Origin of the sequence: Curtobacterium sp. ER1/6, assembly GCF_001742745.1 — a bacterium.
Classification (GTDB): domain Bacteria; phylum Actinomycetota; class Actinomycetes; order Actinomycetales; family Microbacteriaceae; genus Curtobacterium; species Curtobacterium citri.
In genome coordinates this window covers 334,940-348,708 of the sequence record NZ_MJAK01000001.1, presented here as the reverse complement: position 1 = coordinate 348,708, position 13,769 = coordinate 334,940, and the positions used below count along the sequence as shown (strand labels likewise).

The following is a 13,769-nucleotide window of genomic DNA, read 5'->3' as shown; positions in this document are numbered from 1 at the left end:
GGGTCAGCCTGCCGAGGGCCGCACCGCGCGCTGCGCGTGCGTGACCGCCCAGAGCCCGACCGCGCTCGCGGCCGCGACGTTGAGCGAGTCGACGCCGTGCGCCATCGGGATGCGGACCGTCGTGTCGGCGGACGCGATCGCGGCGTCGGTGAGCCCCTGGCCCTCCGTGCCCATCACGAGCGCGACCCGCTCCGGGACGTCGTCGACGAACGCGTCGAGGTCGACCGAGCGGTCCGTGAGCGCCATCGCGGCGAGGTGGAAGCCCTGTGCCCGGAGTTCCTCGCCGGCGGCCGGCCACTCACCGATGCGGGTCCACGGGACCTGCAGCACGGTGCCCATGCTCACCCGGACGCTCCGGCGGTAGAGGGGGTCCGCGCAGCGCGGGCTGACGAGCACGGCATCGGCGCCGAGGCCGGCGACGCTCCGGAACACCGCGCCGACGTTGGTGTGGTCGACGACGTCCTCGAGGACGACGACGACCCGGGCGTCGCGCACGACGTCGGCGACGGACGGCAGGACCGGGCGGTGCATCGCCGCGAGGGCACCCCGGTGCATCCGGAACCCGGTGAGCTCCTCGAGCAGCGCGTCCGGGCCGACGAACACCGGGCCGTCGTGGTCGGCGACGAGCGGCAGGACGCTGTCGAGCCACTTCTCCTGCACGATGACGCTGCGCGGCACGTGGCCGGCCCGGACCGCCCGCTCGATGACCGTGTTCGACTCGGCGATGTACAGGCCGCCCTCGGGTTCGGTCACCCGGCGGAGCGCGACGTCGGTGAGCCGGGCGAAGTCGTCGAGACGGGGGTCGTCGAGGGAGTCGATGCGGACGGGGTGCACGGGGCTCGTTTCGTGGGAAGGCGGCTGGGCGTTCGGCTGTTGAGGGTACCGTGGACGACGTGCTGACCGACCCGACGCAGGACGAGCTCGACCGCGTCGTGGAGCTCCTGGCGGGCAAGCGGATCGCCGTGCTGTCCGGAGCCGGACTGAGCACCGACTCGGGCATCCCCGACTACCGCGGCGCCGGCCGCGTCGTGCGGAAGCCGATGACGTTCCAGGAGTTCCGTGCCGACCCCGCCAAGCGGCAGCGGTACTGGGCCGGGTCGCACCTCGGCTGGCGGACCTTCGCGGCGGCCCGCCCGAACGCCGGTCACCGGGCGCTCGCGGCGCTCGAGGACGCCGGGGTCGTCGGCGGCGTGGTCACGCAGAACGTCGACGGCCTGCACCTGCGTGCCGGGTCGCGCCGGGTCGTCGAGGTGCACGGCTCCATGGACCGCGCGGTGTGCCTGACCTGCGGGCAGGTGTTCTCCCGCGCCGACCTCGCGGCCGTCCTCGACCGGGACAACCCGTGGATCGACGAGCCCGGCACCGTCCAGCTGCAGCCCGACGGGGACGTCGAGATCACCGACGTGGAGCGCTTCCGGGTGCCCGACTGCTCGGTGTGCGGCGGCGTGCTCAAGCCCGACGTGGTCTTCTTCGGCGAGTTCGTGCCGGCCGAGAAGTTCCGCGAGGCGGTGTCGATCGTCGCCGACGCCGACGCCCTGCTCGTCGTCGGGTCGTCGCTCACCGTCAACTCCGGCGTCCGGCTCGTCGACCACGCCACCCGGCGGAAGCGCCCCGTCGTCATCGTCAACCGCGGCGTGACGCGGAGCGACCGTCGGGCCGTCGCCAAGATCGACGCCGGGACGACCGAGACGCTCGAGGCCCTGGCCGCGCGGCTCCTGCCCGCGGCGAGCCGACCGGACACGACGGACCCGTCCTCCGGGTCGTCTGCGATGATCGACCGGTGACGACGCTCCTCACCCTGGTCCGGCACGGCGAGACCGATTGGAACGCGCATCGCCGCATCCAGGGCTCGACCGACATCCCCCTCAACGACACCGGCCGGTCGCAGGCCGCCGCCACGGCACTCCTGCTCGGACGGCGGCGCTTCGACGCCGTCGTCGCGTCCCCGCTCTCCCGGGCCTTCGAGACGGGCGCGATCATCGCCCGCCACCTCGGCCTGCCCGAGCCCACCACCTACCCGGGACTCGCGGAACGGTCCTACGGCGAGGCCGAGGGGCTCACCGACGCCGAGGTGACCGAGCGATACCCGCACGACGACGTGCCCGGGCGGGAGTCCCGCGCCGCACTCCTCGCGCGGGCGACCGAGACCCTCGCCGAGATCGCCGTCCGCTTCGACGCCGGGTCGGTGGTGGTGGCCACGCACGGCGCGGTGATCCGGAGCGTCGTCAACGCCGCGGCCCCCGGGACCGCCGAGCGCTGGTCCACGCCGATCCGGAACGGGTCGGTGCACTCCTTCCGCTGGGACCCCGAGCGCTTCCGTGCCGAGCTCGTCCGGTTCGACGACCCGCTCGACGAGGTGTCCGAGCAGACCGGCGACGAGTCGTTCGTGGAGCAGAACCCGCTCGAGCGCCGCTGAGCGACTCTCGTCGCTGTCCGGACGGCGCTGAGCGCCGCTGTCCCTCCCCGCCGCTAGGCTCCGATCCACGATCGGACGGCCAGCGTGCTCGGAGGGGGAGGCGATGACGACACAACCGACGGGACCCGGGGACGACCCGGACGACCTCGACCGCGCGTTCGGACCAGACACGGCATCGGTGGCCCGTCCCCCGGTTGCCCGACGGGTCCGGAGCGGATCGGTCATCGCACTGGCCGCCGCCGTGATCGGAGTCGTCCTGGTCCTCGTGCTCTCCACGATCATCGGGAGCATCCAGAACGGCGTCGGTGGGATCTTCCCGCAGCCCGACGCAGCCCTCGACCGGCTGCGGACGCTCGCCACGGACGTCGACGGGGTCGCGTCCGTGCAGGACGGAGCGACCGAGAAGCGCTCCTTCGCGAGCTGGGACGTGTCCGCCGTCGTCGTGGCGGACGGTGGTCTGTCGCACGGCGAGCAGACGGACCTCGTGCGTGCCCTCAGCGCAGCGGTCGCGGCAGCGGACGGGAACGGTGTGCGCGTCGGCGTCGAGGCCCGCTTCGACGGGCTGCGCGTCGGGGTCTCGAACGACGCCGCTACCTCCGTCCGGCGCTTCGACCTCGCGCGGACCGTCGAGACGATCGGCGGCGTGGTCGGGGTCTCCTGCTCCTGGGGTCCGGGCAGCCCGTCGGACGAACCGGCCGACCAGCGCGTGGTGGTGCTGACGAGCGGGCGGGGCGTCGCCCTCGCCGCGATCGTCGGCGTGGCGACGGACCGGACGCACCGGGTGTTCCCGGGGGCGACGATCGGCTCCGCGCGGCCGTCCTGACACAGCGGCGCACACCGTCGATGTGCTCCGGCCGCGGTCCGGTGCCGCGGCCGGTCAGTACCGACCGCGCTCGGTCAGCGCCGCTCGCGGTCCGTCAGCGCCGCTCGCGGTCCGTCACGGCGCGTTCCACCGCGCGGACGACCTGCTCCGCCGAGTCCTGCCACCGGAACCGTGCGGCGCGCTCGAGCGACGCCCGCGACGCATCGTCCCAGCGCTCCTCGACGCGACGGACGGCCGCGGCGACCGCGGCGGGTGACGACGGGTCGAAGTACTCGGCCGCGTCCCCACCGATCTCCCGGAAGATGGGCACGTCGCTGACGACGACCGGCGTCCCGACCCCCATGGCCTCGACCAGCGGGATGCCGAAGCCCTCGTCGTACGAGGCCGTGACGAGTGCCGTCGCCGTCCGCAGCGCCGCGAGGTACTCGTCGTCCGACGCCCCGTCGTGGAAGACCACGGCGCCCTCCGGGGCCAGACGCTCGAGCCGACGGCGGTCGGCGTCGCTCACCCGGGACATGCAGTGCAGCGTCCAGTCGGGACCGAGGAGCGGGAGCGCCGCGGCGAGCGTCTCGACGTTCTTGTACGGCATGAACGAGCCCATGTAGACGAGGGAGCGCTCGCGACCCGCGGCGGGGTCGCGCGGTCCGGCCGGGTCGGCGGCGTTGTACGCCACGGTGACCGGTCGGCTCGTCAGCCGGTGCGCCTCGATCAGGCGAGCGGTCGTCTCCGACACCGTGACGACGCCGTCGGCCCCGTTCAGCAGGAACCGCTGCGGCGCCCAGCTCAGATGGAAGAGCCGCCAGCCGAGCCGGATCGGCCACGAGAACTCGCGCGGGGGCGTGCGGTTCCGGTAGTAGATGAGGTCGTGCAGGGTGAGCACGAGCGCGTAGCGACGGCCGCGGGACCCCATCGTCTGCATCGGCGAGAACACGGCGTCGAGCCCGAGCCGTGACACCCGTCGGGCGACCAGCGGCTCCCTCGCGTCGGTCGGCGCCGGGATGCGCTCCCACGGGATGCCGGCGGGCAGCTGGTCGAGCTGGCGCTCGTCGTGCACCAGGAGGACGTGGTCGTGCCGGTCGGGCAGGTGCGCGACGATCCCGGCGGTGAACCGGCTGATGCCGTCGTGTCGCCCGATGCGGACGTAGCGGCAGTCGATGCCGATGCGGAGTCGCCTCACGACGGCGTCCCCCCGGTCGGCCCGGCCTGCGGTGGTGTCGGCTTCGATGGCGTCGGTTGCGGTGGCGACGCCTTCGCGGATGCCCGTCCGGTCGTCGACCGCTTCGCACCGCCGCGCGCCGGACGCTTCGCGGGCGTGTCCGCCATCCGCCGGAGCACGGCGTCGGCCGCTGCTCCGGGCGTCTCGTAGTGCACCAGGTGCCCCACGCCCGGCACCACGACGAGCTCGGCGTCCGCCAGCCGCTCAGCCAGTCGGCGCTGCTCCGGCACCGCCGTGATGTCGTCGTGCTCGGCCGCGACGAGCAGCACGGGCACGTCGATCCGGTCCGCGTACTCGGACACGTCGTGGGACACCGAGGTCCGGAACGCCTCGAGCACGCTCGTCCGATCGGCGAAGGCCGAGAAGTACCGGTCGTGCTGGTCGTGCACCCACCGGCGCGTGTCGCGGTCACGCGTCTTGAGCATCGCGACGCTCATGCCCCGCACGATGGCCGGGTTCCGGAGCAGTCCGAGGCCGAGCGGGCGCGGCAGCACGGCCCCGGCGCGGTAGTAGCCGACCGCGATGGCGGTGGCGATGCCCCGGGGACCCTGCAGTGCCGGGGCGGCGATCGGGTTCACGAGCACGAGCAGCCGGGTCGCGAGTCCGGCGGCGACGGTCGCCGCGGTCACGATCGACCCGAACGAGTGTCCGAGCACGACGGTGTCGACGCCGAGTCCGAGCGCGCGGTGGAACCCGGTGAGCCAGCCGACGTACGCGTCGACGTCCGACACCGGGAGCGGGTCCGAGACGCCGAAGCCGGGCAGGTCGGGCACGATGACCCGCACCCCGCGGAGGTGTGCCGCGATCGTCTCGAGCCCGTGGTGGTCGCCGCGGAACCCGTGCACCGCCAGCACCGTCGCGGTGGCGTCGGCGGGGCCGTACTCCCAGTAGTGGGTCGTGCGGCCGTCGACCGCGACGGCGCGGTGCACGACGGGGGTCGCGGCCACGAGCGACTGGTACGGGGAGATCACGGGTGGTTGCATCGCGGCCAGTCTACGAAGCCGCACCGCGGCGGCCGCGCCCCGCGCCCGGCGGTGGACGATGACGGGCGGGAGGCGCCCTGTGGAGCAGTGCGCGCCTCCCGTCCGGCCACCGGGCGCGGTCGTGACCGCAACCCGCGGACAGCAGCAGCGGGACGCGCCTACTGTTGGTCGGGTCGGGCCACGCCACCGGCCCGCCGACGACTGAGGAGCACGCTTGACCTTCACGGCCCCGATCCAGCTGCCCGGACTCACGCTGGACCCGCAGTGGTACAAGCGTTCGGTCTTCTACGAGTGCATGATCCGCTCGTTCGTCGACTCGAACGGCGACGGCATCGGGGACATCCAGGGCGTCATCGGCAAGCTGGACTACCTCCAGTGGCTCGGCGTCGACGCCATCTGGCTGCCGCCGTTCTTCCAGTCGCCGATGCGCGACGGCGGCTACGACATCTCGGACTACCGCGCGATCCTGCCGGAGTTCGGCACGCTCGACGACTTCCGCGAACTCGTCACGAAGTCGCACGAGCGCAACATGCGCATCGTGATCGACATGGTGATCAACCACACCTCGGACCAGCACGAGTGGTTCCAGCAGTCCCGCGAGGACCCGGACGGCCCCTACGGCGACTTCTACGTGTGGCGCGACACCGACGAGCACTACGAGAACATCCGCATCATCTTCGTCGACACCGAGGAGTCGAATTGGACGTTCGACCCGGTGCGCCGGCAGTTCTTCTTCCACCGGTTCTTCTCGCACCAGCCCGACCTCAACTTCGAGAACCCGGCCGTGGTCGAGGCCGTGTACGACGTCGTCCGGCACTGGCTCGACCTCGGGGTCGACGGGCTGCGGCTCGACGCGATCCCGTACCTCTTCGAGTCCGAGGAGGGCAACGGCGAGGGCGAGCCGGAGACCCACGAGTTCATCAAGAAGCTCCGGTCGATGGTCGACGACGAGTACCCCGGTCGCGTCCTGCTCGCGGAGGCGAACCAGTGGCCGCGCGAGACGGCGGCGTTCTTCGGCACCGACGAGGAGCCCGAGTGCCACATGGCGTTCGACTTCCCGGTGATGCCGCGCATCTTCTACTCGCTCCGCGCCCAGCACGCCGCCGAGCTCAAGGCGATCCTGTCCGAGACCCTCGACGTGCCCGAGAAGGCCGCGTGGGGCGTCTTCCTCCGCAACCACGACGAGCTGACGCTCGAGATGGTGAGCGAGGAGTACCGGCAGGCGATGTACGGCTGGTACGGCTACGACCCGCGGATGCGGTCGAACATCGGCATTCGCCGTCGCCTCGCGCCGTTGCTCGACAACTCCCGCGCCGAGCTCGAGCTCATCCACGCCCTGCTGTTCTCGCTGCCCGGGTCGCCGTTCCTCTACTACGGGGACGAGATCGGCATGGGCGACAACATCTGGCTGCCGGACCGCGACTCCTCGCGCACGCCGATGCAGTGGACGCCGGACCGCAACGCGGGCTTCTCGACCGCGGACCCGGGCAAGCTGTACCTGCCCGTCGTGCAGTCGCTCGTCTACAACTACGCACAGGTGAACGTCGAGGCGCAGCTCGCCCAGTCCCGGTCCCTGCTGCACTGGGTCCGCAACGTGATCCACGTCCGCAAGGCGCACCCGGTCTTCGGCATGGGGTCGCTGCACGTGCAGGACACCGACAACGACTCGGTGCTGGCGTTCGTGCGCTCGTGGGAGGGGTCCGGGCAGCAGTTCGGCCCGTCCGCCGAGGACGTCCTCTGCGTGTTCTCGTTCGCCACGAACCCGACGTCGGTCACGATCACGGCGCCGGAGTTCGCCGGGCGGCCGCTGTACGACCTGTTCGGCGGTGGGTCCTTCCCGTCGTTCGACGAGGACGGGACCGTCACGCTGACGATGGGGACGCAGTCCTTCTACTGGCTGCACGTCGGACGGCCGGTCGCCCAGTAGGGCGGTCGCGCCGTCCGGCGTGGTCGTCGTGGCCGGACGGGAGGCGCGGCTCACCGCCGACGAGGCGGGTCGCGTGGACCGTGTCGGTGCGTCCCGTTAGCCTCGGGACGTGACGTACACCGGAACCACGCTCGACACGCCCGCACCAGCCTCCCCCGGGATGCAGGACCTCAGCGGACGCCCGTGGTGGCACGCCCTCGGCGTGTTCGACCTCGAGACCACCGGCGTCGACGTCGAGACTGCGCGCATCGTCACCGCCCACGTCGGCCTGATCGACATGACGGGCCGCTCCATCGTCGGCGGCGCGTGGGTCGCCGACCCGGGCATCGCGATCCCCGAGGGGGCCGCGGCCGTGCACGGCTACACGACCGAGCGCGCCCAGGCCGAGGGTCGCCCCGCGAGCGAGGTCGTCGCCGAGGTCATCGCCGCGGTCGAGGCCGTGTTCGCCCGCGGGATCCCGCTCGTCATCTACAACGCCCCGTACGACCTCACCGTGCTCGACCGCGAGGCCAAGCGGCACGGCTTCGCCTCCCCCGTCATCGGCAACGTCGTGGACCCGCTCGTGATGGACAAGGCGCTCGACACGTACCGGAAGGGCAAGCGCACGCTCGAGGCCGCGTCCGAGCTGTACGGCGTCACCCTCTCCGACGCGCACGACGCCCAGGCCGACGCCGTCGCTGCCGGACGCGTCGCGCAGGCCCTCGCCGCGAAGTACCCGGAGGAGCTCGGCATCTCCGCCGAGGAGCTCCACCGCAAGCAGGTCGGCTGGTGCTCCGACCAGGCGACCTCGTTCCAGGAGTACATGCGCAAGCAGCGCGACCCGTCCTTCACCGCCGACGGGCGCTGGCCGCACCGCAACGCCTGAGCGCGTCGGCGACGCCGCGTTCTGCCCGCGCGAGCGGCGTGGCGGGGTGGCACCGCGCCTCCCGGCCGCCGCTGCCGTGTCGTCCGCACAACGGAGAACACGTCGCACCACGCGATCGCATGGCGCGACGTGCCTTCCGTGATGCCGGAGCGGCGCGCGCTTCCGGAACGCGGCGGCGCCGCACGTGCGGAACCACGGATGCGACATCGAACTAGGCCGACACTCGGGTTCGACGTCGCACACGTGGTTCGACACCGCGTCCGCCCAGCGTCGCGCGCGCCCGGCGTCGCGCGCGCCCGGCGCCGCGCGCGCCCGGCGCCGCGCCCGCCCGGCGACCCGGCGCACGCGTCGCGCCCGCGACGCAGAACGGGCGGCCCTCCCGCAGGAGGACCGCCCGTTCGAGCGCGGGGGCTGCCTACTTGCTGAAGCCCTTGAAGCGCTGGTTGAACTTCTCGACGCGACCGGCCGAGTCGAGGATGCGCTGCTTGCCCGTGTAGAACGGGTGCGACGCCGACGAGATCTCGACGTCGATGACCGGGTAGGTCGCACCGTCGAGCTCGATGGTCTTGTCGCTGGTCGCGGTCGAACGCGTCAGGAACGTCTCACCGGAGGCCAGGTCGCGGAAGACGATGGCGTTGTACTCGGGGTGGGTGTCGGTCTTCATGGAGATTCCTCGGTTGGAGATGGTGGGAGGTGCGCGGATGCCCGGTCCGGGCGGACCCGGGTGGCCACCGCGCGGGAAGTCTGCGGCGTGCGCCAGCCGTCCACGTTACCAGACGACGGCCGTGATCGGGAGCGTCAGACGGCGCGTGCCGTGTACCGACCGGCGTCCTTCGACACGGTCAGTTCGATCCCGAACGCCTCGGAGAGCGTGGCGGCGGTCAGGACCTCGTCGACGGGACCGGCGGCCTGGATGCGGCCGTCGGCGAGCACGAGGGCGTGCGTGAAGCCGGCGGGGATCTCCTCGACGTGGTGGGTCACGATGACGATCGCCGGCGAGTCGCTGCTCTGGGCGTAGCCGCCGAGCGTCCGGACGAGGCTCTCGCGGGCGCCGAGATCGAGCGACGCCGCCGGCTCGTCGAGGAAGAGCACCTCGGGGTCGGTCATCACGGCGCGGGCGATCTGCACCCGCTTCTGCTCGCCGTCGCTCAGCTCGCCGAACGTCCGCTCGGTGAAGTCGCCGAGGCCCCACTCGTCGAGCACGCGCTGGGCACGACGGACGTCGAGCTCCTCGTACTCCTCGTTCCAGCGGCCGGTGACCGAGTACGCGGCGGTGAGGACGACGTCGAGGACCTTCTCGGTCACCGGGATGCGCCGGGCGAGCGCCGTCGAGGCGAAGCCGATGCGCGGCCGCAGCTCGAACAGGTCGGCCCCGCCGAGCTCGGTGCCGAGCACCTCGACATCACCCGACGTCGGGAAGGTCTGGGCGCCCGCGACCTGGAGCAGCGTCGTCTTGCCGGCGCCGTTCGCGCCGAGCACCACCCAGCGTTCGTCGTCCTGCACCTCCCACGAGATCCCGTCGAGGATGGTGGCCCCGTTGCGGACCACGGAGACGTCTGACAAGCGCACGACCGAGGGCATGGCCCCAGCCTACGGCTTCCGGGCGAGCACCCCGTCGTAGACCTGCCGTGTCCGCCGTGCGATCGCGTCCCACGTGAACTCGCTCTCGACGCGCATGCGTCCGGCGCGTCCCATGAGCTTCGCGAGCCCCTCGTCGGCGAGGACCTCCTCGAGCCCGGCCGCGAGGTCCGCGACGAACCGGTCCGGGTCGTTCGGCGTGCCGGTACCGTCCTGCGCCTGGTCGATCGGCACGATGCGTCCGGTCAGGCCGTCGGCCACGACCTCGGGGATGCCGCCGGTGCGCGTGCCGACGACGGGGATGCCGCACGCCATGGCCTCGAGGTTCACGATGCCGAGGGGCTCGTAGATCGACGGGCAGACGAAGACCGTCCCGGACGAGAGCACGTTGACGATCTCGCGGTGCTCGAGCATCCGGTCGATCCACACGACGCCGTCGCGCTGCTGCCGCAGCGACTCGACGAGCCCGGTGACCTCGGCCATGATCTCCGGGGTGTCGGGCGCGCCGGCGCACAGGACGATCTGCACGTCCGACGGCAGGGACGCCACGGCGCGGAGCAGGTAGGGCAGGCCCTTCTGCCGGGTGATGCGTCCGACGAAGACGACCGAGCGGCGCGTCGGGTCGATCCCGAGGGCGCGGACGGCGTCCTCGTCGACGGTGGGCTTCCACTCGTCGATGTCGATGCCGTTGTAGACGACGTGCACCTTGGCCGGGTCGATCGACGGGTAGGAACGGAGGATGTCGGCGCGCATCGCCTTCGACACCGCGATGACGCCGTCGGACTGCTCGAACGCCTCGCGCTCCATCCAGCTCGACAGGCGGTAGCCGCCGCCCAGCTGCTCGGCCTTCCATGGGCGCAGCGGCTCGAGGCTGTGCGCGGTCACCACGTGCGGGATGCCGTGCGTGAGCTGCGCGATCCGCCCGGCGGCGTTCGTGTACCAGGTGTGCGAGTGCACGAGATCGGCACCCGCGACGTCGGCGGCGATGGCCACGTCGGTGCCCAGCGCCTGCAGGGCGCCGTTCGCGCCCTCGAGCCCGGCGGGCGTGCCGTACGCCGTCACGCCCTGCTCGTCGCGGTGGCCACCGAAGGCCCGCACCCGCACGTCCGTGTCCGTCCCCGACCGCAGCGCAGCCGTGAGCTCGGCCACGTGGACACCCGCTCCGCCGTAGACCTCCGGCGGATACTCCCTGGTCAGTAGATCGACTCGCACGGACTCAACGTAACGGGTTCACTGTCCGGACGCCTACTGTGAACCACATGGCACCAAAGAAGGTATTCGGCATCGTGCTCGCCGGAGGCGAGGGCAAGCGGCTCATGCCGCTCACGGCCGACCGCGCGAAGCCCGCTGTCCCGTTCGGTGGGAACTTCCGCCTCATCGACTTCGCGCTCTCGAACCTGGTCAACTCCGGGTTGCAGAAGATCGTCGTCCTGACGCAGTACAAGTCGCACAGTCTCGACCGCCACGTCGCCGAGACCTGGCGCATGGAGGGGCTGCTCGGGTCCTACGTCGCGTCGGTGCCGGCGCAGCAGCGACTCGGCAAGCGGTGGTTCGCCGGTTCGGCGGACGCCATCCTGCAGTCGCTCAACCTGCTGCGCGACGAGCGCCCCGACATCGTGGTCGTGGTCGGTGCCGACCACGTCTACCGCATGGACTTCCACCAGATGATCGAGGCCCACATCGCCTCCGGCCGCAGTGCCACGGTCGCGGCGATCCGTCAGCCGATCGGGCTCGCCGACCAGTTCGGTGTCATCCAGGTCGACCAGGACGACCCCACCAAGATCGACGCCTTCCTCGAGAAGCCGAAGGACGCCGTCGGCCTCGCGGACTCCCCCGGCGAGATCCTCGCGTCGATGGGCAACTACGTCTTCGACGCCGACGCCCTCGTCGACGCCGTGCTCCGTGACGGCCAGATCGAGTCGAGCGCGCACGACATGGGCGGCGACATCGTGCCGGACTTCGTGGCCCGCGGCGACGCCGGCGTGTACGACCTGCAGCGCAACGACGTCCCCGGTTCGAACGAGCGCGACCGCTACTACTGGCGCGACGTCGGCACGATCGACTCGTTCTTCGACGCGCACATGGACCTCATCGCCCCGGTGCCGGTCTTCAATCTGTACAACCAGGACTGGCCGATCTTCAACCAGCAGACGAACCTGCCGCCGGCGAAGTTCGTGCGCGACGCGAACGGCAACACCGGTTCGACCGTCGACTCGATCGTTGCGCTCGGCTGCTTGCTGTCCGGCGCCCAGGTCGAGCGCAGCGTCATCGGCCCCTGGTGCGGGATCGACTCGGGCGCGAAGGTCCTCGACTCGATCGTGTTCGAACGCGCCTCGATCGGGGCCGGCGCCGTCGTCAACCGCGCCATCCTCGACAAGGACGTGGTGATCGCCCCGGGCGCGCAGGTCGGCGTCGACCGCGAGACGGACGAGGGCCGCGGCTTCACGGTGACCGAGTCGGGCATCACGGTCGTGGGCAAGGGGGTCCGCGTCGAGGCCTGACACCTCGGAACCGGCCTGGAGGCGCGGCTGACGTCACGGACGTCGGCCGCGCCTCCTGCTGTCGGTACCGTTGGTCCGTGCCACGCTTCCTCGTCGTCCTCGATGCCGACTCCACGCTGCTCGAGGACGAGGTCATCGAACTGCTCGCCGACCATGCCGGGACCCGGCCACAGGTGCAGGCGGTGACGGAGCGCGCCATGCGCGGGGAGATCGACTTCGCCGAGAGCCTCCGGGAGCGGGTCGCGACCCTGGCGGGCCTCCCGGCCGACGTCACCGCGCGCGCGCAGGAGGCGGTCCGCGTCACACGGGGAGCCGACGAGCTGGTCCGCGGCGTCCACGCCGCGGGCGGGACCGTCGGCGTGGTGTCCGGCGGCTTCCACGAGGTCCTCGACCCGTTCGCCGAGCGGCTCGGCCTCGACCACTGCCGGGCGAACCGGCTCGAGGTGGTCGACGGCGTCCTCACCGGGCGGGTGCTCGGCGAGGTCGTCGACGCGCACGCCAAGGCGGCCGCGCTCCACGAGTGGGCCGGTGCCGACGGGGTCGGAGCGGCGCACACCGTCGCGGTCGGCGACGGGGCGAACGACCTCGAGATGATGCGCGTCGCGGCGCTGTCGGTCGCCTTCGACGCGAAGCCGCGCGTCCGCGCCGAGGCCGACGTGGCGGTGGTCGACCGCGACCTCTCGCCGGTGCTCGCCGCGCTGGGGCTGCGCGGCTGAGCCGCCGCGCGCCCCGAGTCTCGGCCTAGTGGCCCATCCCGAGACCGCCGTCGACCGGGATGACCGCCCCGGAGACGTACCCCGCGCCGTCGCTCGCCAGGAACAGCGTGGCGTCGGCGACGTCGTCCACGGTGCCGTAGCGCGCCGCCGGGATCTGCTTCTTGAACTCGGCCTGCAGCTCCTCCGGCAGCGCCGCGGTCATGTCCGTCTGGATGAAGCCCGGCGCCACGACGTTCGCCGTGATGCCCCGCGAGCCGAGCTCACGGGTGATCGACCGGGCCATGCCGACGAGCGCGGCCTTCGACGACGCGTAGTTGACCTGGCCGACCTGGCCGTAGGCACCGACGACGCTCGACATCAGCACGATCCGGCCGAACCTCGCCTTCATCATGCCCTTCGTGGCGCGCTTGACGACCCGGAAGGTGCCGGTCAGGTTCGTGTCGACCACGCTCGTGAAGTCCTCCTCGGACATGCGGAGCAGCAGCTGGTCGTTCGTGATGCCGGCGTTGGCGACGAGCACCTCGATCGGGCCGAGCTCGGCCTCGACCTGCGTGAACGCGGCGTCGACCGAGGCCGAGTCCGTGATGTCGGCGGCGACGGTGAGCGCGCCCTCGGGGCCGCCCTGGCCGCTGCGGGACGTGACGGCGACGCGGTGTCCGGCGGCGACGAAGCGGGCCGCGAGGGCGTGGCCGATGCCGCGGTTGCCGCCGGTGACGAGGACGGTACGAGAGGTGGTCATGATCG

General features: G+C 72.1%; 14 protein-coding genes. 7 read left to right on the top strand and 7 right to left on the bottom strand.

Going from position 1 to position 13,769, the window contains the following annotated elements:
• Positions 1-3: 3 nt before the first annotated feature.
• Positions 4-834 (bottom strand): TrmH family RNA methyltransferase, encoded by an 831-nt coding sequence (locus tag Cus16_RS01565; protein ID WP_069710857.1) that lies wholly within the window; start codon positions 832-834, stop codon positions 4-6.
• Between the two features lie 59 nt (positions 835-893).
• Between Cus16_RS01565 and Cus16_RS01560 the strand changes: the two genes are divergently transcribed.
• The 3 genes from Cus16_RS01560 (at position 894) to Cus16_RS01550 (ending at position 3,239) form a co-directional block, all read left to right on the top strand.
• Positions 894-1,784 carry a Sir2 family NAD-dependent protein deacetylase gene (locus tag Cus16_RS01560; protein WP_223246481.1) on the top strand — a complete coding sequence of 297 codons (891 nt, stop codon included), beginning with the start codon at positions 894-896 and terminating at the stop codon, positions 1,782-1,784.
• Positions 1,781-2,416, top strand: coding sequence for a histidine phosphatase family protein (locus Cus16_RS01555; protein ID WP_069710855.1), 636 nt, complete (start codon positions 1,781-1,783; stop codon positions 2,414-2,416). Before Cus16_RS01560 ends, Cus16_RS01555 begins: the two co-directional genes overlap by 4 nt.
• 103 nt (positions 2,417-2,519) lie before the next feature.
• Positions 2,520-3,239 (top strand): hypothetical protein, encoded by a 720-nt coding sequence (locus Cus16_RS01550; protein WP_069710854.1) that lies wholly within the window; start codon positions 2,520-2,522, stop codon positions 3,237-3,239.
• Between the two features lie 94 nt (positions 3,240-3,333).
• On the opposite strand, the gene Cus16_RS01545 is transcribed toward Cus16_RS01550, so the two are convergent.
• Positions 3,334-4,416, bottom strand: a complete 1,083-nt coding sequence (locus tag Cus16_RS01545) for a glycosyltransferase family 4 protein (RefSeq protein ID WP_069710853.1) — start codon at positions 4,414-4,416, stop codon at positions 3,334-3,336.
• The gene (locus tag Cus16_RS01540) at positions 4,413-5,438 is read right to left on the bottom strand and encodes an alpha/beta fold hydrolase (protein WP_083263611.1); all 1,026 of its coding nucleotides are present in this window, start codon (positions 5,436-5,438) and stop codon (positions 4,413-4,415) included. Before Cus16_RS01540 ends, Cus16_RS01545 begins: the two co-directional genes overlap by 4 nt.
• A 214-nt stretch (positions 5,439-5,652) precedes the next feature.
• Between Cus16_RS01540 and treS the strand changes: the two genes are divergently transcribed.
• Positions 5,653-7,365, top strand: a complete 1,713-nt coding sequence (gene treS, locus Cus16_RS01535; protein ID WP_069710852.1) for a maltose alpha-D-glucosyltransferase — start codon at positions 5,653-5,655, stop codon at positions 7,363-7,365.
• Positions 7,366-7,525: 160 nt separating this feature from the next.
• On the top strand, positions 7,526-8,230 hold the full coding sequence (locus Cus16_RS01530; protein ID WP_069710851.1) for a 3'-5' exonuclease: 705 nt from the start codon (positions 7,526-7,528) through the stop codon (positions 8,228-8,230).
• 415 nt (positions 8,231-8,645) lie between these two features.
• On the opposite strand, the gene Cus16_RS01525 is transcribed toward Cus16_RS01530, so the two are convergent.
• The 3 genes from Cus16_RS01525 to glgA all read right to left on the bottom strand — a co-directional run bounded on the left by Cus16_RS01525 (position 8,646) and on the right by glgA (position 11,020).
• Positions 8,646-8,894 (bottom strand): type B 50S ribosomal protein L31, encoded by a 249-nt coding sequence (locus Cus16_RS01525; protein WP_022905175.1) that lies wholly within the window; start codon positions 8,892-8,894, stop codon positions 8,646-8,648.
• A gap of 134 nt (positions 8,895-9,028) precedes the next feature.
• Positions 9,029-9,811 carry an ABC transporter ATP-binding protein gene (locus tag Cus16_RS01520; protein ID WP_069710850.1) on the bottom strand — a complete coding sequence of 261 codons (783 nt, stop codon included), beginning with the start codon at positions 9,809-9,811 and terminating at the stop codon, positions 9,029-9,031.
• A gap of 9 nt (positions 9,812-9,820) precedes the next feature.
• Positions 9,821-11,020 carry a glycogen synthase gene (glgA, locus tag Cus16_RS01515; protein WP_069710849.1) on the bottom strand — a complete coding sequence of 400 codons (1,200 nt, stop codon included), beginning with the start codon at positions 11,018-11,020 and terminating at the stop codon, positions 9,821-9,823.
• A gap of 47 nt (positions 11,021-11,067) precedes the next feature.
• Here glgA and Cus16_RS01510 point away from each other — a divergent pair, with 47 nt between their 5' ends.
• Positions 11,068-12,309 (top strand): glucose-1-phosphate adenylyltransferase, encoded by a 1,242-nt coding sequence (locus Cus16_RS01510; protein ID WP_069711372.1) that lies wholly within the window; start codon positions 11,068-11,070, stop codon positions 12,307-12,309.
• A 77-nt stretch (positions 12,310-12,386) separates the two neighbouring features.
• Complete coding sequence (gene serB, locus Cus16_RS01505) at positions 12,387-13,025, top strand: phosphoserine phosphatase SerB (RefSeq protein ID WP_069710848.1); 639 nt, start codon at positions 12,387-12,389, stop codon at positions 13,023-13,025.
• A gap of 25 nt (positions 13,026-13,050) precedes the next feature.
• Here the strand turns inward: serB and fabG are convergent, their stop codons facing one another.
• Positions 13,051-13,764, bottom strand: coding sequence for a 3-oxoacyl-ACP reductase FabG (fabG, locus tag Cus16_RS01500; RefSeq protein ID WP_069710847.1), 714 nt, complete (start codon positions 13,762-13,764; stop codon positions 13,051-13,053).
• Between the last annotated feature and the right edge of the window lie 5 nt (positions 13,765-13,769).